17 protein-coding genes and 1 tRNA gene are annotated in these 25,087 nt (G+C 56.7%); 2 read left to right on the top strand and 16 right to left on the bottom strand.

All coding sequences use genetic code 11. The features are described from left to right. Positions 1-32: 32 nt before the first annotated feature. The 7 genes from QHL1GM_RS16515 to QHL1GM_RS16485 all read right to left on the bottom strand — a co-directional run bounded on the left by QHL1GM_RS16515 (position 33) and on the right by QHL1GM_RS16485 (position 7,033). Positions 33-125, bottom strand: a tRNA-Ser gene (locus QHL1GM_RS16515). A 134-nt stretch (positions 126-259) separates the two neighbouring features. Further along, entirely contained in the window at positions 260-448 is a 189-nt protein-coding gene (gene csrA / locus QHL1GM_RS16510; RefSeq protein WP_007111501.1) for a carbon storage regulator CsrA, read from the bottom strand. Positions 449-642: 194 nt separating this feature from the next. Next, complete coding sequence (locus QHL1GM_RS16505) at positions 643-1,893, bottom strand: aspartate kinase (protein WP_071695445.1); 1,251 nt, start codon at positions 1,891-1,893, stop codon at positions 643-645. Between the two features lie 85 nt (positions 1,894-1,978). Then, complete coding sequence (alaS, locus tag QHL1GM_RS16500) at positions 1,979-4,588, bottom strand: alanine--tRNA ligase (RefSeq protein WP_071695444.1); 2,610 nt, start codon at positions 4,586-4,588, stop codon at positions 1,979-1,981. A gap of 214 nt (positions 4,589-4,802) precedes the next feature. Beyond that, positions 4,803-5,267: a regulatory protein RecX gene (locus QHL1GM_RS16495; protein WP_071695443.1), complete on the bottom strand. Its 465-nt coding sequence runs from the start codon at positions 5,265-5,267 to the stop codon at positions 4,803-4,805. Positions 5,268-5,321: 54 nt separating this feature from the next. After that, positions 5,322-6,395 (bottom strand): recombinase RecA, encoded by a 1,074-nt coding sequence (gene recA / locus QHL1GM_RS16490; protein ID WP_071695442.1) that lies wholly within the window; start codon positions 6,393-6,395, stop codon positions 5,322-5,324. Positions 6,396-6,493: 98 nt separating this feature from the next. After that, positions 6,494-7,033 carry a CinA family protein gene (locus tag QHL1GM_RS16485; RefSeq protein WP_071695441.1) on the bottom strand — a complete coding sequence of 180 codons (540 nt, stop codon included), beginning with the start codon at positions 7,031-7,033 and terminating at the stop codon, positions 6,494-6,496. A gap of 83 nt (positions 7,034-7,116) precedes the next feature. Here QHL1GM_RS16485 and mutS point away from each other — a divergent pair, with 83 nt between their 5' ends. Further along, positions 7,117-9,678, top strand: a complete 2,562-nt coding sequence (gene mutS / locus QHL1GM_RS16480) for a DNA mismatch repair protein MutS (protein WP_071695440.1) — start codon at positions 7,117-7,119, stop codon at positions 9,676-9,678. 290 nt (positions 9,679-9,968) lie between these two features. Continuing rightward, positions 9,969-10,292 carry a ferredoxin FdxA gene (gene fdxA / locus QHL1GM_RS16475; protein WP_071695439.1) on the top strand — a complete coding sequence of 108 codons (324 nt, stop codon included), beginning with the start codon at positions 9,969-9,971 and terminating at the stop codon, positions 10,290-10,292. Between the two features lie 532 nt (positions 10,293-10,824). Here the strand turns inward: fdxA and eno are convergent. The 9 genes from eno to pilQ all read right to left on the bottom strand — a co-directional run bounded on the left by eno (position 10,825) and on the right by pilQ (position 25,086). Beyond that, a complete protein-coding gene (gene eno / locus QHL1GM_RS16470) occupies positions 10,825-12,114 on the bottom strand; it encodes a phosphopyruvate hydratase (protein WP_071695438.1) in 1,290 nt (429 codons plus the stop codon). 51 nt (positions 12,115-12,165) lie between these two features. Then, positions 12,166-13,029, bottom strand: a complete 864-nt coding sequence (kdsA, locus tag QHL1GM_RS16465; protein WP_071695437.1) for a 3-deoxy-8-phosphooctulonate synthase — start codon at positions 13,027-13,029, stop codon at positions 12,166-12,168. A gap of 12 nt (positions 13,030-13,041) precedes the next feature. Beyond that, entirely contained in the window at positions 13,042-14,697 is a 1,656-nt protein-coding gene (locus QHL1GM_RS16460) for a CTP synthase (protein WP_071695436.1), read from the bottom strand. A 231-nt stretch (positions 14,698-14,928) separates the two neighbouring features. Next, positions 14,929-16,347 (bottom strand): FAD-dependent oxidoreductase, encoded by a 1,419-nt coding sequence (locus QHL1GM_RS16455; protein WP_071695435.1) that lies wholly within the window; start codon positions 16,345-16,347, stop codon positions 14,929-14,931. Positions 16,348-16,383: 36 nt separating this feature from the next. Further along, the gene (gene gltB, locus QHL1GM_RS16450; RefSeq protein WP_071695434.1) at positions 16,384-20,826 is read right to left on the bottom strand and encodes a glutamate synthase large subunit; all 4,443 of its coding nucleotides are present in this window, start codon (positions 20,824-20,826) and stop codon (positions 16,384-16,386) included. 309 nt (positions 20,827-21,135) lie between these two features. After that, positions 21,136-21,282 (bottom strand): hypothetical protein, encoded by a 147-nt coding sequence (locus QHL1GM_RS19425; RefSeq protein WP_175540393.1) that lies wholly within the window; start codon positions 21,280-21,282, stop codon positions 21,136-21,138. Between the two features lie 62 nt (positions 21,283-21,344). Continuing rightward, positions 21,345-22,451 (bottom strand): 3-dehydroquinate synthase, encoded by a 1,107-nt coding sequence (gene aroB / locus QHL1GM_RS16445; RefSeq protein WP_071695433.1) that lies wholly within the window; start codon positions 22,449-22,451, stop codon positions 21,345-21,347. Then, the gene (gene aroK / locus QHL1GM_RS16440) at positions 22,448-23,026 is read right to left on the bottom strand and encodes a shikimate kinase AroK (protein ID WP_071695432.1); all 579 of its coding nucleotides are present in this window, start codon (positions 23,024-23,026) and stop codon (positions 22,448-22,450) included. The genes aroB and aroK overlap by 4 nt, the downstream gene beginning before the upstream one ends. After that, on the bottom strand, positions 23,026-25,086 hold the full coding sequence (gene pilQ / locus QHL1GM_RS16435; protein ID WP_071695431.1) for a type IV pilus secretin PilQ: 2,061 nt from the start codon (positions 25,084-25,086) through the stop codon (positions 23,026-23,028). The genes aroK and pilQ overlap by 1 nt, the downstream gene beginning before the upstream one ends. Between the last annotated feature and the right edge of the window lies 1 nt (position 25,087).

Below are 25,087 nucleotides of genomic sequence, written 5' to 3'. Positions count from 1 at the left end.
CATACTTACTAACTAAGTACTGGCCATGCGATTGGCGGAGAGAGAGGGATTCGAACCCTCGATAGGGCTATAAACCCTATACTCCCTTAGCAGGGGAGCGCCTTCAGCCACTCGGCCACCTCTCCTCAACGGCACGGCGCGAATATTACCGATTTAGCCTTCTTGTGTCTAGTCTTCTACGGATTTTTTTTCGCACCGGCCATATCTTACAACTAAGCTTACGCTTTAAGCATCGTTTCATCGTGCGAGCCCGCAAGTCTTATTCCACTTCGTTTTCACTGTTTCGTTCACGCTGAATACGCTGGTAAATCTCTTCACGATGAACTGCTACGTCTTTAGGCGCATTTACGCCAATACGTACTTGATTGCCTTTCACACCTAGCACGGTGACGGTGATTTCATCACCGATCATCAGGGTTTCGCCAACACGGCGAGTTAGGATGAGCATGGCTGATCTCCTTTTCAGTCGTTTTATGCAACGGGATATGTCAGCCGGAGGCAACACCAAGCCATTATGCGGCATAGTGCTGCCTGTCACCAATCACTCCGGCTCCATGACACCTTATACCTCCCGTTGAAAGAAAGCTCACCACCACACGGCAGCAAGTACCCCCTCAGCGTAGAAGGTTTAAGGCATAAATGTTATTCAGATTCGATATCTGCCTTATCTAAACCAAAAGCTTTGTGTAATGCGTTAACGGCAAGTTCCATATGTTTCTCATCAATAACGACCGAAATTTTGATCTCAGAGGTGGAAACCATACGGATATTGACGTTTTCATCGGCTAGTACGCGGAACATTTTTGACGCTACACCCGCGTGAGAACGCATGCCAACACCCACTAAAGAAACCTTAGCGATATTGTCATCGCCACGCAGCTCACCGCCGCCCAGATCAGGGATCACCGTCTCTTCAAGCAGTTTCTTAGTAGCTTTGTAATCGCCCTTGGCAACCGTAAAGGTAAAGTCGGTATAGTCACCGGCTGGCGCCACGTTCTGCACGATCATATCGACTTCGATATTGGCATCGGCAATCGGGCCCAGAATACGCGATGCCACGCCCGGCACATCCGGCGTATTAAGCAGGGTTAATTTTGCTTCATTCTTGGTAAAGGCGATACCGGAGATCAGTGGTTCTTCCATAGCGTCCTCGTCTTGGTCGGCTTCTGCAACAATTAGGGTACCGGGGCCATCTTCAAAGCTCGACAGCACCCGCAGGGGTACGTTGTACTTACCGGCAAACTCTACCGCGCGGATCTGCAGCACTTTAGAGCCGAGACTGGCCAGTTCCAGCATCTCTTCGACGGTGATGCTCGTTAAGCGCTGAGCTTTGGAGCATACGCGGGGGTCGGTGGTGTATACCCCGTCAACATCGGTATAAATCTGGCACTCATCGGCACCCAGCGCGGCGGCTAGCGCCACACCCGTGGTGTCGGAACCGCCGCGGCCCAGGGTAGTGATATTGCCGTCATCATCAACCCCTTGGAACCCGGCCACGACCACTACCTGCCCAGCTTCCAGGTCGGCCTTCAGGTCTTCGGTTTCAATGCGCTGGATACGCGCCTTGGTATAGGCGCTATCGGTGTGGATGCCTACCTGGGCGCCAGTGTGCGAAGTGGCTGGCACACCGATTTGCTGAAGCGCCATAGCAAGCAGTGAAATAGTCACCTGCTCACCGGTCGACAGCAGCATATCCATCTCGCGCGGCGCGGGGTCTTCGTTAAGCGCCTGCGCCATATCGGTAAGTCGATTAGTTTCGCCGCTCATGGCGGAGACCACGACCACTACCTGGTGGCCTTGATCGCGGAAGCCCTTAACCTTTTCCGCTACGGCCTTGATACGCTCGACAGAGCCCACCGAAGTGCCGCCGAACTTCTGTACGTATAGTGCCATATGCCGTTTTTCCTATGCGTTCGGGAATGGAGGGTGAAATTGTCACAAATAAGGCCGGTGACAATAATGCCACCGGCCTTATGGTTTAGCTAAGCGCGTTTTCCAACCATGCTGGGACGCTGTTCAACGCATCCGGCAGGGCGTCGGGTTGACTACCTCCCGCCTGGGCCATATCGGGGCGGCCGCCGCCCTTCCCTCCCACCTGGGAGGCAACATGGTTAACCAGTTCACCGGCTTTCACTCGGCCGGTCAGATCTTGGGTTACCCCGGCGATCAGACTCACTTTGCCCGCCGCCTGGTCGGCAACGCCGAGGATAATCACCCCAGAGTTTAGCTTGTTCTTAAGCTGATCAAGCACGCCGCGCAGATCTTTGCCAGACACGCCATCCAGCTGCGTCGCCAGCAGCTTAACGCCGTTAATCTCCTGCACCTGACTGAGCATATCGCTACCCGCCGCGCTGGCCAGCTTAGCCTTCATCTGCTCAAGCTCTTTTTCCAGGCTACGGTTACGCTCAACCAGTGATTCTACCCGTGCTTCGACCTGCTCGGGCTTGGTCTTCAAACGCTCGCCCAAGCGCTCAAGGCGGGCTTCCTGCTCGCGGAAGTAGGCCAGCGCATTTTCGCCGGTGATCGCTTCGATACGGCGCACGCCGGAAGCAATGCCCACTTCGCTCATCACATGACAGCAACCAATATCGCCACTGCGTGCCACGTGGGTACCACCACACAACTCGATGGAGAAGTCGTCAGCACCAATGGTCAGCACGCGCACGTTCTCGGCGTACTTGGCCTCAAACAGCGCCGCTGCGCCCTTGGCCTTGGCTTGATCCAGGCTCATCTGCTCGATCTTGGTCGGCGCATTAGCCAGAATCTGTTCGTTGACCAGCCGCTCGACTTCCGCCAGCTGTTCGGCGGTCATCGGCTCAAAGTGGCTAAAGTCGAAGCGCAGGCGCTCGGCGTTAACCAACGAGCCTTTCTGCTGCACGTGATCACCCAACACCATGCGTAGCGCTTTATGCAGCAGGTGGGTGGCCGAGTGATTGCGGATAGTGGCTGTGCGTAGACTGGCATCCACTTCGCCGCGCACGCTGGCACCGACGCTTAGCGAGCCTTCGACCATCATGCCCTGGTGAAGGTGATGCCCGCTCTGCTTTTGGGTATCGGTGACCTGGAAACGGCCGCCGTCGACATACAGGTAACCGGTATCGCCCACCTGGCCGCCCGACTCGCCGTAAAACGGCGTGCGGTCTAGTACCACGACGCCCTTCTGCCCCGCTTCCAGCGCGGCCAGTGCATTGCCTTCACTGTCGACCAGCGCCGTTACCTTGGCCTGATCTTCCAAGCGGTCGTAGCCAGTGAAGGCCGTCTCACCCTCCAATTCAATGGAGGCGCTGTAGTCGGCGCCGAACTGGCTGGCCGCCCGTGCGCGTTCACGCTGGGCCTCTAACGCCTGCTGAAAGCCATCTTCGTCCAGGGTAACGCCGCGTTCACGACAGACGTCGGCGGTGAGATCGAAGGGAAAGCCGTAGGTGTCGTAAAGCTTAAACACCGTCTCACCCGGCAGCACCTTGCCATCGAGTTCGGCCAGGGCCGCATTCAAGAGCCCCATACCGTGGTCTAAGGTGCGCGCGAACTGCTCTTCTTCTTTCAGCAGTACACGGGCGATTTGATCGCTCGCTTCACGCAATTCCGCATAGGCATCGCCCATCTCTGCATCCAGCGCCTCAACCAGCTTGTGGAAGAACGGCTCTACTGCGCCCAGCTTATGGCCGTGCCGAATCGCGCGGCGAATGATCCGACGCAGTACATAGCCGCGCCCTTCGTTGGAAGGCAGCACGCCATCGGCAATCAGGAAGGCGCAGGAACGGATATGGTCGGCAATTACGCGCAGCGAAGGCGTGGCGGTATCAGGGTGACCAGTGGCTTTAGCAGCGGCTTGCAACAGGTTCTGGAACAGGTCGATTTCGTAGTTGGAGTGCACGCCCTGCATGACGGCAGCGACACGCTCCAGCCCCATACCGGTATCGATGGAGGGCTTGGGCAGCGGATTGAGCGTGCCCTGGGCATCGCGATCAAACTGCATGAACACCAAATTCCAGATTTCGATATAGCGATCGCCATCCTCTTCCGGGCTGCCCGGCGGGCCACCCCATACCTCGGGACCGTGGTCGAAGAAGATTTCCGAGCTGGGACCACAGGGTCCTGTGTCGCCCATCTGCCAGAAGTTATCTTCATCCAGCTTGGAGAAGCGTTCAGGGTCGATGCCGATTTCATCTTTCCAGATGCGCTCAGCTTCATCATCGCTGATATGAACCGTTACCCACAGCTTGTCTTTGGGGAGTCCCAGCGTTTCAGTTAAAAACACCCAGGCAAAGCGAATGGCGTCGCGCTTGAAGTAGTCACCAAAGCTGAAGTTACCCAGCATTTCAAAGAAAGTGTGGTGACGTGCGGTATAGCCGACGTTGTCTAAGTCGTTATGCTTTCCGCCCGCACGAACGCAGCGCTGCGCAGAGGTGGCGCGCACGTAAGGGCGCGGGTCGCGGCCCAGAAACACATCTTTAAACGGCACCATGCCGGCATTGGTAAACAGTAGCGTCGGGTCGTTGCCCGGCACTAAGGAGCTAGTGGGTACAATGGTATGCCCCTGCTCTTCGAAGAAAGAGAGAAAGGCCTGTCTAATCTCTGCGCTTTTCATAGGGTATCCGTAACAAGAAAGCGTGATGTCCCAGGGCGCTGTCACCGCTACCCTCAGGGGTCGCAAAGCAGCCATTATAGCGCAGTTGTCAAACGACTAAAGCCGCACTTAGTGGCAGAGAGGCAAACCGCTATGTGAACAACCAGATAAACAAGCGTATTAGAGCGCAATTAGAAATGTAAGAGGGGGAGTTTTACAGGTTGGAAAAAAAGCATCAAAGACAAGAGAGCGCGTAGCGAATTTGTTCAAAATCGAAGCCGCGACTGGCGAGAAAGCGTTCGCGACGAGCGCGCTCCTTGGGTGTCTCACCGGGGCTATCAAAACGCCGCGCCAGGGTTTCCCGGGCTAGCTCAAACCAGTCGACCTGCTCGCCCTCCTCCACCTCTTCAAAAGCGGTATTAAGGGTTTCCTGGTCAACGCCGCGTTGGCGCAACTCGCCTTTAATACGAATCACGCCTTGGCCACGCAGAATGCGCGAGCGCACGAAACTGGCCGCAAAGCGAGCGTCGGACTGCAGCCCTTGTTCAACCAAGGCGTCCAAGCACTCATCAATAGCGGCATCGTCGAAGGCTTTTTTCTTCAGTCGCTGGGCAAGCTCGGCGCGGGAGTATTCGCGCCGAGCCAGCAAGCCAATGGCGATATCACGGGGCGTGGCATCACGCTGGGAGGTGAATGCCATCAGCTTGCTTTAGACAAAATCAGCTTAGACAGAATCGGCTTAGCTAAAATCGTCTTAAAGCAGATCGTCATCACCCGCATCCAACTCTGCTGCTGCCTCGGCAGGCGCGTCATCCTTCTCCTTCTTAGGATCGGGCTTGGCCAGGAGCTGCTCACGAATCTGCGTTTCGATTTCGAGCATAATGTCCGGGTGCTCTTCCAGATACAGCGCTGAATTGGCTTTACCCTGGCCGATTTTCTTACCTTTATAGCTGTACCAGGCACCGGCTTTGTCGACCAGGTTGCACTGCACGCCCAGGTCGATGACCTCACCGGCGTGGTAGATACCCTTGCCGTAAAGAATCTGGAATTCAGCCTGACGGAATGGCGGTGCCACCTTATTTTTGACCACTTTCACGCGGGTTTCGTTACCGGTCACTTCGTCGCCGACTTTAACCGAGCCGGTACGTCGAATATCCAGGCGCACACTCGCGTAAAACTTAAGCGCGTTACCGCCCGTAGTGGTTTCTGGCGAACCAAACATGACGCCGATCTTCATGCGGATCTGGTTGATAAAGATCACCAGACAGTTGGCGTTTTTGATATTACCGGTGATTTTACGCAGCGCCTGGGACATCAAACGCGCCTGTAGGCCGACGTGAGAGTCGCCCATTTCGCCTTCGATTTCAGCGCGGGGCGTTAGAGCTGCGACCGAGTCAATAACAATCACATCAACACCGCCGGAGCGTACCAGCATGTCGGTAATTTCCAGTGCCTGCTCGCCGGTGTCTGGCTGGGAAACCAGCAGGTCATCCAGGTTAACGCCCAGCTTTTCTGCGTAGCTGGGGTCAAGGGCGTGCTCGGCATCTACGAAGGCACACACTTTGCCCTGCTTTTGCGCCTGAGCAATCACCGAAAGGGTCAGGGTCGTTTTACCCGACGATTCTGGGCCAAAGATTTCGCACACACGACCAAACGGCAGGCCGCCGATGCCGAGAGCGATATCCAGACCCAATGAACCGGTGGAAACCGACGGCATGACTACACGCGGCGCGTCGCCTAGACGCATAACGGTGCCCTTGCCGAACTGACGGTCGATTTGGGTGAGTGCTGCGTTTAGCGCTTTAGTGCGGTTGTCATCCTGAGCCATTCAGAGATTCCTCATAACAAGCTGTATAATTAGCCAGTAGTATGCCAAAGATTGTGCCGTAAACAAATCATTGATCGCGCTTTCTCACAACTATTTTCTTACGGCTGTTTTGTCTTGCTCAACTTCTCGCGCTCATTCAGGCGCGCCACCAGCCCCACCAAGGCCTGACGCACGGCCTGCTCTCGCACTGCTTGGCGGTCACCAGGAAAGTGGAAGCATTCGGCCTCCTGGTCAGCGGTATCGCCCCAGGCCAACCAAACGGTACCCACCGGTTTCGTATCACTGCCACCATCAGGCCCGGCCACACCGCTAACGGCAACGGCTAAACCCGCACCACTTTCTCGGCAGGCGCCTACCACCATGGCATTAACCACCTCTTTGCTTACTGCACCGTGTTCGGCCAGCGTGGCCTCCGGCACCCCCAGTAAGCGCGTTTTAGCGGCATTCGCATAGGTCACATAGCCAGTCGTAAAGTAGTCAGAGCTCCCCGCCACCCCGGTAATTGCGCTGGCAATGCCGCCCCCCGTACATGATTCAGCGGCGGTCACCTCTACATCCAACTGCTTACACAGTCGCCCCAGCCGCTGAGCCAACAAGGTTAAATCAAGATTCTTTAGACTAGTTTCGCTGGGCACTATCGTCGCTCCTTCAAGTAAGTCGTCTGTTCAGCGTAGAATACTGCGTTTAGCTTTCTCAAAGAAATTGCTCAATCAGGACGCCCATGTCACAGGCCATTCCCCCTAACACGCCAATGATCACGCAGTATCTAAAGATCAAACGTGAGCACCCCGAGGTACTGTTGTTCTACCGCATGGGGGATTTTTACGAACTGTTCTTCGACGACGCCAAGCGCGCCGCCGCGCTGCTAGATATTACCCTCACCCAGCGCGGCCAGTCAGGCGGCAAGCCGATCCCGATGGCGGGCGTACCTTATCATAGTGCTGAAGGCTATCTGGCCCGCCTCGTCGCCGGTGGGGAGTCGGTGGCTATTTGTGAACAAATTGGCGACCCCGCGACCAGCAAAGGGCCCGTTGACCGCCAGGTGGTGCGCATCGTCACCCCCGGCACGCTCCACGATGAAGCGCTGCTCGATGCGCGCCGCGACAACGTACTGGTATCCGTTTCACCCGGAAAAGAGAGCTGGGGCCTTGCCTGGCTAGAGCTCTCAAGCGGCCGCTTCAACGTACTGGAAGTAGAAAGCGAGGCCGAAATGCTCGCCGAGCTGACGCGCCTCTCCCCGGCCGAATTACTAGTGCCTGAAAGCCTAACGCTACCCGATGCCTGGTCGCAAAAACGTAGCCTGCGCCGCCAGGGCGAGTGGCTGTTTGACCTGGAGAGCGCCACCCGCAGCCTGTGCGACCAGTTTGAAGTGCAGGATTTACGCGGTTTTGGCTGCGCGCATTTAACCACCGCGCTAATTGCCGCGGGGGTATTGATCGATTACGCCCGGGACACCCAGCGCTCGCGCCTGCCCCACGTGACCGCGATCAGCGTTGAGAACCGCGACGACGCGGTGGTCATCGATGCCGCCAGCCGCCGTAATCTGGAAATTGATATCAACCTTGGCGGCAGCAGCGACAACACCCTGGCCAGCGTGCTGGATACCTGTACCACCGCCATGGGTTCAAGGCTGCTCAAGCGCTGGCTCAATCGTCCGCTACGTCAACGCGAGATTGTCCAGGCCCGCCATGCGGGAGTAGCGCTATTAAGCCTGGATGCTGCCTATATGCCACTGCGCGAAACGTTGAGCGCAGTGGGCGACGTGGAGCGCATTCTAGCCCGGGTGGCGCTGTATAGCGCACGCCCGCGCGATTTGGCGCGCCTGCGCGATGCACTGGTAACGCTCCCTGAACTGGAGCAGCAACTCAGTGAAGTAGAAAGCGGCAGCGCCTTGGACAACCTGCGCCCGCATATTCGACCTTACCCAGAAATGGCCGATATGCTCAGCCGCGCGCTGGTCGAGAACCCACCGGTGGTTATCCGCGACGGCGGCGTAATTGCCGACGGCTTTGACTCAGAGCTCGATGAGCACCGCGGCATGGCCGAAAATGCGGGTGACTATCTTATTCAGCTAGAGATTCGCGAGCGCGAGCGCACGGGGCTTGCCAATCTCAAAGTGGGTTACAACCGGGTGCACGGCTACTTTATCGAACTGCCCCGTTCCCAGGCCCAGCAGGCGCCCGCCGACTATATCCGCCGCCAGACGCTTAAAAACGCCGAGCGGTTTATTATTCCCGAGCTCAAAGAGTTTGAAGATAAGGCGCTCTCTGCTAAATCTCGCGCGCTGACTCGTGAAAAATGGCTTTACGACCGCTTGCTAGGCGATCTCAACGAAAGTCTTCACGCGCTGCAGAGCACCTCGCAAGCGCTGGCGGAACTGGATGTGCTTTGCGCCTTTGCCGAGCGCGCCGAGGCGCTGAACTGGGTACGCCCAACGCTTAGCGAAACCACCGGTATTCAAATTGACGCTGGACGGCATCCGGTGGTTGAGCAGGTGAGCGAAACACCTTTTGTACCCAACGACGTAACGCTCAATCCTGACCAGCACATGTTGATTATCACCGGCCCTAATATGGGCGGTAAATCGACCTATATGCGTCAGACGGCGCTAATCGCCCTTCTCGCCCACTGCGGCAGCTTTGTGCCCGCCGATGCCGCCGAGATCGGCCCGCTGGATCGGATCTTTACCCGCATTGGCTCATCGGATGATTTGGCTGGCGGGCGCTCTACTTTTATGGTCGAGATGACTGAAACCGCGAACATTCTCCACAATGCCACCCAGCAAAGCTTGATCCTGATGGATGAAATTGGCCGCGGCACCAGCACCTTTGACGGTCTGTCACTCGCCTGGGCAAGCGCAGAGTATTTGGCGAAAGGGCGCGCGCTAACGCTGTTTGCAACCCACTACTTTGAAATGACGGCGCTGCCTGAGCATATGGAAGGGGTGGCCAATATCCACCTCACGGCGACCGAACATGGCGATAGCATTGTGTTTATGCACCGCATTGAGGCGGGCCCGGCCAGTCAAAGCTACGGCTTACAGGTGGCGCAGTTGGCGGGTGTCCCAAGTCATGTAATTAAGCGGGCTCGTGAAAAGCTGATGAGCCTGGAGCAGCGCGATGTGGATAACACGACGCAGGCGCCGCGGACCACGCCCCAGCAAAACGACCTGTTCGCCGCTGCACCGCATCCAGTGGTCGAGGCATTGGAAAACGTCGATATGGATGACTTAACGCCGCGGGAAGCACTATCGCTGTTGTATCAGTGGCGAGACCTGATCTAATGGTGCTTATAGAATGAAAGTCTATAAGTGAGATTCAGGTGTCAGGACAGGTTGAAGCGAGGGTCTTTCGACAGGGATGTCGAAAGTAGCGCCCACGGACGGGTTCACAGCGCCCTCGCGGAAACCTGTACTGGCATTGCTACCAACTGGAATCATATGGCGCTTGCCGCCAGGTAGGCGCACCTCTAGAATGTCGCTCAAACTTTTAGCTTATAAAAAACGGCTGATTTATAACCATTCACGATTGACCATGGCTGGGAGTGTCCCAGCCCTGCAAGAGGGATAGCAAGATGACGTTTGTCGTTACCGAGAACTGCATCCAGTGCAAATACACCGACTGTGTGGAAGTCTGCCCGGTCGACTGTTTTTACGAGGGCCCAAACTTCCTGGTCATTCATCCTGACGAGTGTATCGACTGCGCGCTGTGTGAACCCGAGTGCCCCGCCGAGGCGATATTCTCCGAGGATGAGCTGCCGGATGGGCAGGAGGCCTTTATTGAGATTAACGCTGAAATGGCCGAAGTATGGCCTAACATTGCCGAGCGAAAAGAGCCGCTGCCGGATGCCGAAGAGTGGGACGGTAAGCCAGGTAAGCTGGAGAAACTAGAGCGCTAGACATCGCGCTAATCAGTGCCTCTCTTTAAAACCAGCGCTTATTTTTAAATTAGCGCTGGTTTTTTATTGTGTCGTCGAAAGTGCGTCGTCAAAAATGCGTTCTCAAATCGCGGGCAAAAAAAAAAGGCGGCCCGTAGGCCGCCCGCTCCAAGCACTTCCTCTGACCACTCCCTGGATCAACCTCCTCAGATGACTTCCTTGCCGGGGCTCACCTCACTGTATCACCCGGCGCATCTGACCTTACATCCCGCTGCATCCTGACTAAAGCGTCCCTGCCTCCCCTTGTCCTGTGTCCATTGTGTCAGATCACGGCGGCTTCTCAACAAGGTCAAAATGCAAAAAGGCGAGTCACTATGACTCGCCTTTTAACAAAAACCACTTAAAAAACAATTATTTAAATTTAAATTAGTGATGGAAATCGCTATTTTTACTTTAACCCGAGCGATTCTCGTCGGCATTTGTAAGACATCTCTTACAAAATCTTGAGATATCTCTTACAAGCCAGACTAAAAGCTCGCTCGGTATTGGCGTTTTACTGCCCTTTAATGGCTTTCAAGCCTGGGTAGGTCACATCACCTAGTTCTGCTTCAATCACCAGCAAACGGTTGTACTTGGCAACCCGATCAGAGCGGCACAGTGAGCCTGTTTTAATTTGACCTGCACAGGTGCCCACCGCCAAATCGGCAATGGTGGTGTCTTCGGTTTCACCGGAACGGTGCGAAATCACCGCCGTAAAGCCTGCATCCTGCGCCATCTTAATCGCGTCCAAAGTCTCGGAGAGCGAGCCGATCTGGTTGAACTTGATCAGGATAGAGTTACCAATTTGCTCATCGATACCGCGCTTGAGAATTTTGGTATTGGTCACGAACAGGTCATCGCCCACCAGCTGCACTTTATCGCCCAGCTTGTCGGTTAGCGCTTTCCAGCCCGCCCAATCCGATTCGTCCATGCCGTCTTCGATAGACACGATCGGGTAATCGGCGCATAGGCCTGCTAAGTAATCAGTAAAGCCTTGGGCGTCGTAGCTTTTGCCTTCACCGGAAAGGTTGTACTGACCGTCTTTATAGAATTCAGAAGAAGCACAGTCCAGTGCCAGGGTAACGTCTTTACCCAGAGCGTAACCTGCATCAGCCACGGCTTGTTTGATCACCGCCAAGGCATCAGCGTTAGACGCTAGGTTAGGCGCAAAACCGCCTTCGTCGCCAACTGACGTCGAAAGGCCTTTCGCTGAGAGCACTTTCTTCAGCGCGTGGAAAATTTCCGCGCCCATGCGCAGCCCTTCACGGAAGTTAGGCGCACCCACTGGTTGCACCATAAATTCTTGGATATCGACGTTGTTATCCGCGTGCTCGCCGCCGTTGATGATGTTCATCATGGGTACCGGCATGCTGTACTGGCCAGGTTGACCGTAGAGTTCGGCAATGTGGGCGTACAGCGGTACACCTTTGGCGTTAGCAGCAGCTTTAGCGGCTGCCAGGGATACCGCTAGAATGGCATTAGCGCCCAGGTTGGCTTTGTTCTCGGTGCCGTCCAGCGCCAGCATGGCATCGTCCAGGCCGCGCTGATCACGTGCATCGATACCCAGCAGTGCATCACGAATTTTGCCATTAACCGCATCGACTGCTTTCAGCACGCCCTTACCCAGGTAGCGCGACTTATCGCCATCGCGCAGCTCTAACGCTTCCCGGGAACCGGTGGAAGCACCGCTAGGAGCACAAGCTTCACCAACAGCACCACTAGCAAGACGTACGTGCGCCTGTACGGTCGGGTTACCACGGGAATCGAGCACTTCCAACGCACTGATAGCAACAATTTTGGTCATGGCAGTATCCTTTCCTGTTAGTCAGATAAAATTATTAATATAACGCCCTGATCAGCGAATCGTTAGCGGCTCAAACCCCTTAACCAGCGCATCCAGCTGCGCAAGCTGAGTTAAGAACGGCTCTAGCTGATCCAGCGGTAATGCACAGGGCCCATCGCACTTGGCGTTATCAGGGTCAGGGTGGGCTTCTAAAAACAGCCCTGCAAGGCCCACAGCCACCCCCGCTCGGGCCAATTCGGCCACCTGGGCACGACGACCGTCCGCGCTGTCGGCACGCCCGCCGGGGCGCTGCAGCGCATGGGTCACATCGAAAAACACCGGGTAGCCGGTTTGCTTCATATCACCAAAGCCCAGCATATCAACAATCAGATTGTTGTAACCAAAGCTTGAGCCGCGCTCGCAGAGCATCAGCTGATCGTTACCCGCTTCCTGGAATTTGCTGAGGATATGACGCATTTCATGGGGCGCCAAAAACTGCGGCTTCTTGATATTGATGACCGCGCCGGTTTTGGCCATGGCGACCACCAAATCGGTTTGGCGAGCCAAAAAGGCCGGCAGCTGGATAATGTCGGCGACTTCAGCGGCCGCTTCCGCCTGCCAGGGCTCATGCACGTCGGTGATGATCGGCACGTTGTGGCGAGCTTTGATATCGGCCAGGATCTGCAGGCCTTTCTCAAGTCCCGGGCCGCGGTAGGAGTGAATCGAACTGCGGTTGGCTTTATCAAAGCTGGCCTTGAAAACGTAAGGCATGCCCAGCTTTTGAGTTACCGTGACGTAGGCTTGGGCGACTTCGTCGGCAAGCTCGGCAGACTCCAGCACGTTCATGCCGCCCAGCAGCATTAGCGGCAATGAATTGCCGGCGGTTAAGCCGACAACATTAATGTGACGCTCTTGAGATCGTTCTTGAGAAGCCATGCTTTTGCCCTCTTATTCCTGCGCATTCGCATGGGCGCGGCTGCGCGCTGTCTTGTGCTCCAATGCGGCATTCACAAAGCCTGAGAAGAGCGGATGGCCATCACGCGGCGTGGAGGTGAACTCCGGGTGGAACTGACAGGCCACATACCAAGGGTGGTCAGCCAGCTCAATCACTTCAACCAGTGATTGGTCGACGCTCTTACCCGAAATAACCAGCCCCGCCTTCTCAAGTTCATCAATAAACTGGTTATTGACCTCGAAGCGGTGACGGTGGCGCTCGACAATTTCATCCGAGCCGTAGGCGTCGCGCGCTTTGGTGCCTGATGTCAAATGACACACCTGGCCACCTAAACGCATGGTGCCGCCTAAATCAGAGGCCGCATCGCGCAGCTCGACTTTGCCTTCTGGGCTTAGCCACTCGGTGATCAAACCGACTACCGGGTGCTGGGTATCGTGGGTAAACTCGGTAGAGTTGGCGTCGTTCCAGCCTGCCACGTTACGGGCAAACTCAATCACCGCGACCTGCATACCCAGGCAAATACCCAGATACGGTACGCTGTTTTCGCGGGCGAATTGAGCGGCCATAATCTTGCCTTCTACGCCGCGTTCGCCAAAGCCACCGGGCACCAGAATGGCGTCTTTACCCGCCAAGCGCTCGGTGCCGTGACGCTCGATATCTTCGGAATCAATATAGTCGACGTTGACCTTAATGCGACCCTGGATACCGGCGTGAATCAGCGCTTCGTTGAGCGACTTGTAGGCATCCAGCAGCTCCATGTATTTACCAACCATGGCGATGCTGACGGATTTGAGCGGGTTGAGCTTGGCGTCGAGCACCTTCACCCATTCAGACAAATCCGCTTCCGGCGCTTCCAGGCGCAGCTTATCGCAAACGATCTCGTCCAGGCCGTGTTCGTGGAGCATTAGCGGAATGCGATAAATCGTATCGGCATCCTGAAGCGGCACCACGGCACGCTCTTCGACGTTGGTGAACAGGGCGATTTTGCGGCGCTCGCTCTCTTCCAGCTCAACTTCGCTGCGGCAAATCAGAATATCCGGCTGGATACCGATGGAGCGCAGCTCTTTAACGCTGTGCTGGGTCGGTTTGGTTTTGGTCTCACCCGCCGTTTTAATGTAGGGCACCAGAGTCAGGTGCATAAACAGCGCGCGATTGGCGCCCTGCTCACTACGGATTTGGCGGATCGATTCCAGGAACGGCAGTGATTCGATATCACCGACCGTGCCGCCGATCTCTACCAGCGCCACATCAAACCCTTCACCGCCCGCGTAAACACGCTCTTTAATCTCGTCGGTGATATGCGGAATGACCTGAACGGTGCCACCTAGATAGTCGCCACGGCGCTCTTTACGCAGTACGTGTTCATAAACACGCCCGGTCGTAAAGTTGTTGCGCTGGGTCATCTTGGTGCGAATAAAGCGCTCGTAATGCCCGAGATCAAGATCGGTTTCGGCGCCATCTTCTGTGACGAACACCTCACCGTGCTGGAAGGGGCTCATGGTGCCCGGATCCACGTTGATGTACGGGTCGAGCTTGAGCATGGTGACCTTAAGGCCGCGGGCCTCTAAAATCGCCGCAAGCGAGGCGGAGGCGATGCCCTTGCCAAGAGAGGACACAACGCCGCCGGTCACGAAGATATATCGTGTCATGGATAACCTGTCGAAACGTGATCAGAAGGCACGGCAGAAAGCCACGCCAGGATGGGTCGACAGACTAGCAGATTACGACCTAAGGCTCAATTTGAACTGCACTGCTTTAGTACGCGCTGACATTCGGAAGCATCGCGTCCTGTCATTGCGAGGAGCGCAGCGACGCGGCAATCTAACCCCAGATCGCCACGCTTCGCTCGCGATGACATGAAGCCTATAAAGGCAGCGCTTTTACACGCCCAGGTAGTCCAGAATGCCTTCGGCTGCCTGACGGCCTTCGTAAATCGCCGTGACCACCAAATCAGAGCCGCGCACCATGTCGCCACCGGCAAAGATTTTTTCGTTGCTGGTTTGGAAAGCGTACTGACCATGCTCCGGGGCGGTGACGCGGTCGCGCTCGTCAACTTGGATATTAGAGCTATCGAACCAGGGCGCCGGGCTTGCCTGGAAACCGAAGGCGATAACCACGGCATCCGCCGCAATGATCTCTTCAGAGCCGGGCACCACTTCAGGGCGCTGACGGCCGTTTTCGTCCGGTTCGCCCAAACGCGTGCGTACAACCTTCACCCCTTCGACCTTCTCTTCACCGACGACCGCGACCGGCTGACGATTGAACAGAAACTCAACGCCCTCTTCACGGGCATTGGAGACCTCACGGCGCGACCCTGGCATGTTGCCTTCGTCACGACGGTACGCACAGGTCACGCTGGTGGCATTTTGACGAATCGAGGTACGGTTACAGTCCATCGCCGTATCACCGCCGCCCAGCACGACCACGCGCTTGCCTTCCATGGAGATATAGTCGTCGGGGTCTTTTTCAAAACCCAAGCAGCGATTGACGTTGGCAATCAGGAAGTCGAGAGCTTTGTAAACGCCCGGCAGATCTTCGCCAGGGAAGCCGCCTTCCATGTACTTATAAGTCCCCATGCCCAGGAAGACCGCGTCGTACTCCTGCATCAGGGTTTCAAACTCGATATCGGTACCGATTTCGGTATTCAGACGGAACTCGACGCCCATCTCCTCAAAGACCGCGCGGCGGCGCTCCATCACGCTTTTTTCCAACTTGAACTCAGGAATACCAAAGGTCAGCAGGCCACCAATTTCCGGGTACTTGTCGAACACCACCGGCTTGACGCCGTTGCGCGCCAGAATATCGGCACAGCCCAAGCCCGCAGGGCCCGCACCAATAATGGCGACTTTCTTGTCGGTCCAGGTAACGTGGGACATATCCGGACGCCAGCCCATGGCAAACGCCGTATCGGTGATGTACTTCTCCACCGAGCCGATGGTGACCGCACCAAAGCCGTCGTTCAGCGTGCAGTCGCCTTCGCACAAGCGATCCTGTGGGCACACGCGGCCACATACTTCGGGCAGCGAGTTGGTTTTGTGCGAAAGCTCAGCAGCTTCAATGATGTTGCCTTCCACCACCAGCTGTAGCCAGTTGGGAATGTAGTTGTGCACCGGGCACTTCCACTCGCAGTACGGGTTACCGCAGTGCAGGCAGCGATGCGCTTGGCTCGCCGCATCGGTGGGCTTGAACGGTTCGTAAATTTCCGCGAACTCTTTGGCACGGGCGCGGGCATCTTTCTTTTGTGGGTCCTTACGACCCACATCGACAAACTGAAAATCGTTATTTAAACGGTTAGCCATGATCTCTCTCCTGTCAGCGTGAGGGGCATAAGCGAGTTATTGCGGCTGACGCCGAGACTGATCCAGCAAACTACCAAGGCTTGCCGCTTTTGGCTTAACCAGCCAGAAGTGGCGCGCATAGTCGCTGAAGTCTTCCAAAATAGCCGCCCCACGCGCGGAACCCGTCGCGGCCACGTAGGCTTCAATCATTTCACGCAGGTGACGACGATACGCCTCCATCGCCTCTGTGTTAACGCGGTGAATTTCGACCAGCTCGTGGTTGTACTTATCCACGAAAGTGCGCTCTTCATCCAGCACATAGGCAAACCCACCGGTCATGCCCGCACCGAAGTTCACGCCGGTCTCACCGAGTACGCAGACCAAACCGCCGGTCATGTATTCGCAGCAATGATCCCCTGCGCCTTCAATCACCGCGGAAGCGCCTGAGTTACGCACGGCAAAGCGCTCTCCCGCAGTACCGGCCGCGAACAGCGTGCCGCCGGTGGCGCCGTACAGGCAGGTGTTGCCGATAATGGCCGTTTTATGGCTCTCAAACTGGCTGACTTTGGGCGGCACAATCACGATACTGCCGCCGTTCATGCCCTTGCCGACGTAGTCGTTGGCGTCGCCTTCCAGGAAGAGGTTCAGACCACGAGCGTTCCACACCCCGAAGCTCTGCCCTGCCACGCCGACGAAATTAGCCGTAACCGGTGCCGCTTCCAACCCTTCTTCGCCGTAGCGCTTGGCAATCGCACCGGAACTAAGCGCGCCCACGCTGCGGTCACAGTTGGTGATGGTGAAATCAAACTCACCGCCCGACTGGCTTTCGATAGCGTCTTTCAGCGCCGCCAGCACTTCCTGGTTTTTAGCACCCGGATCGTGAGGCACGTTACGGCTAACGGTGCAGAACTGCGGCGCGTCTTTGGGTACAAAATCATTGGCCAGCAGCGGCGTTAGATCGAGCTTACGCTGGGAGGCCGTATTGCCTTCCAGCACTTCCAGCAGATCGGTACGCCCGATCAGGTCAGTGAGCTTGCGCACGCCCAGCGCCGCCATCAGCTCACGCACTTCTTCGGCAATAAAGCGGAAGTAGTTTTTGACCATGTCCACGGTGCCGCGGAAATGCTCGCCGCGCAGGAAGTCGTCCTGGGTGGCGACACCGGTGGCACAGTTATTGAGGTGACAGATACGCAGGTATTTACAGCCCAACGCTACCATGGGCGCGGTACCGAAGCCGAAGCTCTCGGCGCCGAGAATCGCCGCTTTCACTACATCCAGGCCGGTTTTCAGACCGCCGTCGGTCTGCAGGCGAATCTTGTCGCGCAGGCCGTTGATACGCAGTGCCTGATGCACTTCCGGCAGCCCCAATTCCCAGGGTGAACCGGCATGCTTGATCGAGGTCAGCGGGCTTGCCGCCGTGCCGCCGTCGTAGCCAGACACGGTAATCAGATCCGCGTAGGCCTTGGCCACACCGGTGGCGATCGTGCCAATCCCCGGCTCGGAAACCAGTTTCACCGACACCTGGGCATCTGGATTGACCTGCTTAAGGTCAAAAATCAGCTGGGCCAAATCCTCGATGGAGTAAATATCGTGGTGCGGCGGGGGTGAAATCAGCGTCACACCAGGCACCGCGTAGCGCAGCCGAGCAATCAGCTGGTTTACCTTACCGCCGGGCAGCTGACCACCTTCGCCGGGCTTAGCACCCTGGGCAACCTTAATCTGCAGCACTTCCGCATTGACCAGGTACGCCGGGGTAACACCAAAACGCCCAGAGGCGATCTGCTTGATTTTCGAGCTACGGATAGTGCCATAGCGTGACGGGTCTTCGCCGCCTTCGCCAGAGTTGGAACGACCGCCCGCTTCGTTCATGGCCTGTGCCAGCGCTTCGTGGGCTTCCGGCGAGAGCGCGCCCAGCGACATACCGGCGCTATCAAAACGCGGCAACAGTTCTTCAACCGGCTCCACTTCATCCAGCGCAATCGGCGTTTCAACAGTCTTGAGTTTGAGCAAATCACGGATGGTAGCTACCGGGCGCTCGTTCACCAGCTGGGCGAACTTCTTCCACTTGGTGTAGCTGCCCTCCTGAACCGCCGCCTGCAGCGACATCACTACATCGGGGTTATAGGCGTGGTACTCGTGGCCGTGGACATACTTGAACATGCCGCCCTGGGAGATGCCTTTGCGGGGAATCCAGGCATCTTTGGCCAGCAGCGCCTGCTGCATCTGCAGCTCGGCGAAGCCAGTGCCTTGGATGCGCGACGCCATGCCGACAAAGCACATATCCATCACTTCGTCCGCCAGACCCACGGCTTCGAACAGCATCGAGCCACGGTAGGAAGCCAGCGTCGAGATACCCATTTTAGACAGTATCTTGAACAGGCCTTTCTGCAGCCCTTTACGGTAGTTTTCGCGGCCGTCAGCCGGGTTACCAGTCAGCTCGCCCGTGCGGTGCATATCCGCCATGACCTGATAGGCGAGCCACGGATAAACCGCCGTAGCACCCACACCAAACAGCACCGCCATTTGGTGTGCATCCCGGGCATAGCCGGTTTCCACCACGATGTTGGCGTTGGGGCGTAGCGCTAAACGACCTAAGTGAGAGTGCACGGCCCCCACGGCCAGGGCGGCCTGAATGGGAATCAGCCCTTTCGACAGCTCCGCATCGGTGAGCACCAGAATAACTTTACCGGCGCGCACTTTCGCTTCGGCATCTTCACACAGGGCCTTAAGCGCTTGGTGCAAGCTTTGCTGTTCGGGGTCGTAACCCAGTGACATGGTGTGGCTGGCAAACGCCGGATCGTCCTGGCTAACCAGCGCGGTAAACTTGCGCGGCGACAACACTGGGGTAGTCAAGATCAAGCGGTGAGCGTGCTCAGGCGTCGCTTTAAAGACGTTCAGCTCCGCACCACAGCAGGTTTCCAGTGACATCACGATCGCTTCGCGCAGCGGGTCAATCGCCGGGTTAGTGACCTGGGCGAACTTCTGGCGGAAGTAGTCGGTCAGCAGACGCGGACGGCTCGACAGCACCGCCATGGGGGTGTCGTCGCCCATTGAGCCAACGGCTTCCTGGCCGCTCTCCGCTAGCGGGCGCAGCACCTGGTCGCGCTCTTCGAAACTTACCTGGAACATCTTCTGTTGAACGTTGAGCGCGTCGGTATCCATGGATTGGAAACGCGCCAGCTCGGTCAACGCCGACTCTAAATAGCTGGCTTCCTGCTTTAACCAACGCTTATAAGGGTAGGCAGATTTCAACCGCTCATCGATATCGGAGGTGTGCAGTACTTCGCCGGTTTCGGTATCCACGGCGAGCATTTGCCCAGGACCAACGCGACCCTTGGCGACCACGTCTTCCGGCTTATAGCCGTAGGTGCCGATTTCCGACGCCAGGGTGATATAGCCATTCTTGGTAATCACCCAGCGCGCCGGGCGCAGGCCGTTACGGTCAAGCATACACACCGCTTGACGGCCGTCGGTCATCACCACGCCTGCTGGGCCATCCCACGGCTCCATGTGCATGGAGTTGTATTCGTAGAAGGCACGCAGCTCGGCGTCCATGGTTTCGACGTTCTGCCAGGCGGGCGGCACCATCATGCGTACCGCACGATGCAGCTCCATCCCGCCGGTCAGGAGCACTTCCAGCATGTTATCCATACTGGAGGAGTCGGAGCCGGTAGTATTGACGATTTCGTCCAGCTCGGCGATATCCGGCAGACGCTCGTTAACGAAGTTGGCTTTACGCGAGTTCGCCCAGCCGCGGTTGGCCTCAATGGTGTTGATTTCACCGTTGTGGGCCAATAGACGGAACGGCTGCGCCAGCGGCCAGCGCGGCGCGGTGTTAGTCGAGAAGCGCTGGTGGAAAACGCAAATGGCGGTTTCCAGGCGCGGGTCATTCAAGTCTTTATAAAACGCCGGTAGATCCTCCGGCATCATCAAGCCTTTATAGGAGATGACTTCTGACGACAGCGATGCGACGTAGAAGTCCTCTTCGTCACGCAGCACTTGTTCAGCGCGGCGGCGCGCCATAAACAGATCGACATCGAAGTGCTCGCCCTGGCCTGGCTGCACAAACAGCTGACGAATACGTGGCAGGCAGTCTAGCGCCATGGGGCCGCAAACGCTGGAGTCAGTCGGCACATCGCGCCAACCCACTACATTGAGCCCGCGTGCTTCAAGTTCAAAGGTCAGGGTGTCACGGGCATGCGTTTCACGAGCGTCATCGTCGGGTAGAAATACCACGCCCACGGCAAAGCGTTCGCCCAGCTCAGCATCAAACGCCTCTTTGGCCAGCGCCTGCATAAAGGGGGTCGGCATTTTAAGCAGCAGACCACAGCCGTCGCCGGTTTTGCCGTCGGCAGCGATACCACCCCGGTGAGTCATGCAGGTCAGGGATTCAATGGCAGTTTTCAGCAAATCGTGGCTAGCCTGGCCTTCCATATGGGCAATCAGGCCAAAACCACAGTTATCGCGGAACTCGCCAGGCTGGTGAAGACCTCTATTCATGGGCGTGCCTCTACTAGTCAGCGTATTTTTTTAGCAGCGTGCTTATGGTATAAAGGCAGGTTTTGCTTTTTTTATGGTGCTTATAACCTGGCCAGAATGGTGTATTTCCCACATTCGCTGCCGCAACAAAATGGCCGGTCAGCATAGCGATTGGCACACGTTGTGCGCAATCTCTTGGCGCCCACATCGTTAGGGAAACTCTTTTCAAATCCTGTATTTGCATTCTCATCCAAGGAAAAAATACATATACTTCAAACACTTGTAGTCAGTTAAAACGCTATTTTAACGCTTATTATTTTCCATTAAACTTTAGTCTAAATAGCGACCAAATACCCATGCCGATAGCGCATAAGGCATACGGATTATACAAAACAGCGTTCGACTAATCGGCTTATGGCGTAGCCAAGCGAATACAAAACCGCCCAGTGAAACCACTCTATGTAAGGAGCGATCCATTGGGCGGCTATAGCTGGCTAGGTTATGAAATGACTGGGTTTTTGAAAGGATTACGTTGCCACTCAGCAGCGCGGGTAATCGTCCAGCAGGGTGCGGAGGACATCAACGGGCGTTGCATCGCTAACGCAGGCATCGCCCAGGGCGTTAAGCAGCACTAACCGCAGCCGCGAATCGATGTTTTTCTTGTCCAGCCGCATACGGGTTAAAAAGTCATCGCTGGACATATTCGCCGGTGCCGACAACGGCAGTTCTGCGCTCTCAATCACCGCTAGGCTACGTGCTAGCTCTGCGTCGTCGATCCAGCCCAAGCGCTGGGAAAGCGTTGCCGCCATGGCCATACCAGCACCCACTGCCTCCCCGTGTAGCCAGTTGCCGTAGCCCTGGTGCGCCTCAATGGCGTGGCCAAAGGTGTGGCCCAGGTTGAGCAGCGCACGCACGCCCTGCTCGGTTTCATCTTCGGCAACAATATCCGCTTTGATTTGGCAGCTTTGCGCAATCGCTTCGGCGACGACCTCAGGGTCCACGTTGAGTAGTGCGGGCATATTGGCTTCCAGCCAGCTTAAAAACGCTTCGTCGCGGATTAGTCCGTACTTGATGACCTCGGCGAGGCCAGCGGAGAGCTCGCGACGCGGCAGGCTCTTAAGCGTATCAATATCCACCAGCACGGCTTTGGGCTGCCAGAAAGCGCCAATCATGTTTTTACCCAGCGGATGGTTAACGCCGGTTTTACCGCCTACCGACGAATCCACCTGGGAAAGCAGCGTGGTGGGCACTTGGATAAACGCCACGCCGCGCTGATAGGAAGCGGCGGCGTAGCCGACCATATCGCCAATTACCCCACCGCCTAAGGCGATCAGGGTGCAGCGGCGGTTAAAACCCGCCTCTAGCAGCGCGTCCCAAATACGGCTGACCTGCTCGATGGTTTTATACTGCTCGCCATCGGGGAGCACGACCGTGCGCACCTCCAGATGATCCGGCAAGTTAGCGCAGAGCTTTTCCAGGTAGAGCGGCGCGATGGTCTCGTTGGTCACCACCATCACCTGCTGGCCGGCCAGGTAAGGCGTTAGCATATCGGCATTCTCAATCAGCCCGGTGCCAATATGAATCGGGTAGCTGCGCTCGCCTAAAGCAACATGAAGCGTGCGTTGCGCGCTGGCTGTCGAGATCATTGCGATACCTTATGGTTAAGCGTTCCAGCCGTCGGTGATGAGGGCTCGAGGGGGTCCACCAGCCGGTGCACCCGGCGTAGAATCTCATTGACCACCGCCCGCGGGCTGCGCCGGTCGGTGCGCACGGCAATATCAGAGGTGGCGCGATAAAGCGGGTCGCGCTGGGCAAACATATCGTTGAGCACCTGTTCGCGGTTGGCGCACTGCAAAAGCGGCCGGTTGCGATCTTTCGCTGTCCGTTTGAGCTGCTGGTCGACGGTGGTCAACAGATACACCACCGTGCCGCGCTCGCGCAGTGCGCGTCGATTCTCTTCGCGTAGCACCGCACCGCCACCGGTGGCGACCACCACCGGAGAGAGCTGGGTTAACTCATCAATCATATGAATTTCCCGCAGGCGAAAGCCCTGCTCACCCTCGACATCAAAAATCCACGGAATATCGGCCCCGCAGCGGTCTTGAATGGCGTGGTCACTGTCATAAAACGGACGCGCGAGCTCTGCCGCCAACAGGCGACCGATGGTGCTTTTGCCAGCCCCCATGGGACCTATGAGAAATAAATTGGGTAAATCCTGCATCAGCGAACCGTTAAGCCGTCGTCTAGAAGTCGTGGAGTAATAAAGACTAACAACTCTACCTTTTCATTGCTCTCTTCGGTATAGCGAAACAGTCTACCAAGCAAAGGAATATCACCCAAAAGCGGTGTTTTGGCGATTTGGCGCAGCTCTTCAGTGGTTAAAATACCGCCTAACACCACCGTTTGGCCGTTATCCACCAGCACTTGGGTCTCGATCTGGTTGGTATCAATCGGCGGCTCACCGCCAAACTCCGATTCACGGAAGCTGTCATTCTTGATTACCAGATCCATAATAATACGGTTATCCGGAGTAATCTGCGGGGTGACTTCCAACGACAGCTCGGCTTCTTTGAACTCGGTATCCGGATTGTCGTTGCCATCCACGCTTTGGAAGGCGCGCTCTTCACCCTGGCTGATGCGGGCAGTGCGCTGGTTGGCGGTAATAATTCTAGGCTGAGAAATGGTTTGGCTTTTACCTTCGCTCTCCAGCGCGCGCAGCTCCAAATCCAATAAAATATCGCCGGATAAGTAGCCGAAACTGAAGCCGGTGCCCGGCCCTGTGGCAGCGCCTAGATCCACAGCCAAGCCACCCTGGGCCCGATTGATGCCATCGGGGTTGATATCGCGTCGGCTGAAGGCGCCGTTATCACCTTCTTGAAAGCCGCGGGTACTCGACATACCCCAGTTAATGCCTAGCTCACGGGAAGCGGTGTCCCGGGCGATAACAATACGCGCCTCTATTTGCACCTGGCGGACGGCGACATCCAAACGGTCTATGGTACGTACGATATCGCTCACCTGATCGGCGGTATCCTGCACCAGCAGCGTATTGGTGCGGTTATCAATACTGACGCGCCCCCGCTCGGTGAGCAGCCCAAAACCGTCACCGTCGCCTCCGCGCAGTAGCTGGGCCAAATCCTCGGCTCGGGCATACTTGATCTCGATAAACTCGGTGACCAACGGCGATAGCGTCTCACGCTGGTTGCGCGCCTCTAGCTCCTGGCGCTCTAAATCAGCCAGTTCACTGGCGGGCGCTACCACAATTACATTGCCTTGCTCGCGACTCGATAGCCCTTGGCTTTGCAGAATCAGCTCAAGCGCCTGATCCCAGGGCACATCGTTTAAGTTGAGCGTCACGCGCCCCGTCACACTATCGCTGGCGACTAAATTTAGTCCGGTAAATTCGGCCAGCGTTGCTAGCACCGAGCGCACTTCGATATCCTGAAATTCAAGGCTCAAGCGCTCGCCGGTGAAGCGTTCACCGGTCGCCTGAGAGGGCTGGGCCTCCTGACTGGCGGGCTGAACTTCCACCGTCAGCGTGCGGCCACTTTGCGAGGAGATCATCGCATAGGGGCCCTGCGTGGCGATGGCTAGCTGGGTGTCGCCCTGGCTAGCGCGGGGCGTAATCCGGGTGATGGGAGTTGCAAAGTCGGTGACATCGTAGACTTGATTAAGCGAATCAGAGATCACCACATCGCGCAGATCCACCATCACTTGATCGGGGCCGCCTTCCCGTACGTTTGCCTCGACTCCATCGCGATCAAAGGTGACCATCAGCCGTCCGGCACCATCTGGGCCGCGTCGGAAGTCAATATTTTCAATCTGCGGCCCTTCGTCGGTTTCAAGCCCCGCTGAAGCGATGCCGGGCGATGGCGTAGAAGAGCGGCTAGCGTCGGCATCAAAGCTAATACGCAGACGATCATCCAGCACGCTAGACGTAAACGCCTGCAACTCGCTGAGATTGACCACCAAGCGCGTGCGACCATTGCCCTCCAGAGCGGTAATCTGCTCGATACCGTGGCGATTAACGTTGATGCGCCGATCAGCGAGACCGCTCTGGGTTGCTGCCAAATCCAGCGTCACTCGGGGCGGGGAGTCCAGGCGATAGCTGCGTAGCTCAGGCACGCCGCCGGTGAAGCGCAGATCAAGGTGGGCGCCACCGTTTTCGGCAGGCTGGACTTCAATATCGGTCAACACCGAAGCGGCGGCCAATGAGGGCAATAGTAACAATAGTGCGGCCATGGCCATGTAGAGAGTGATTCGCCAAGCTGTAACTGCCATG

Source organism: Halomonas sp. QHL1 (assembly GCF_001882345.1).
Taxonomy (GTDB): domain Bacteria; phylum Pseudomonadota; class Gammaproteobacteria; order Pseudomonadales; family Halomonadaceae; genus Vreelandella.
Note: the sequence above shows the minus strand (reverse complement) of the source record. Positions and strands in the feature narration are given on the sequence as shown.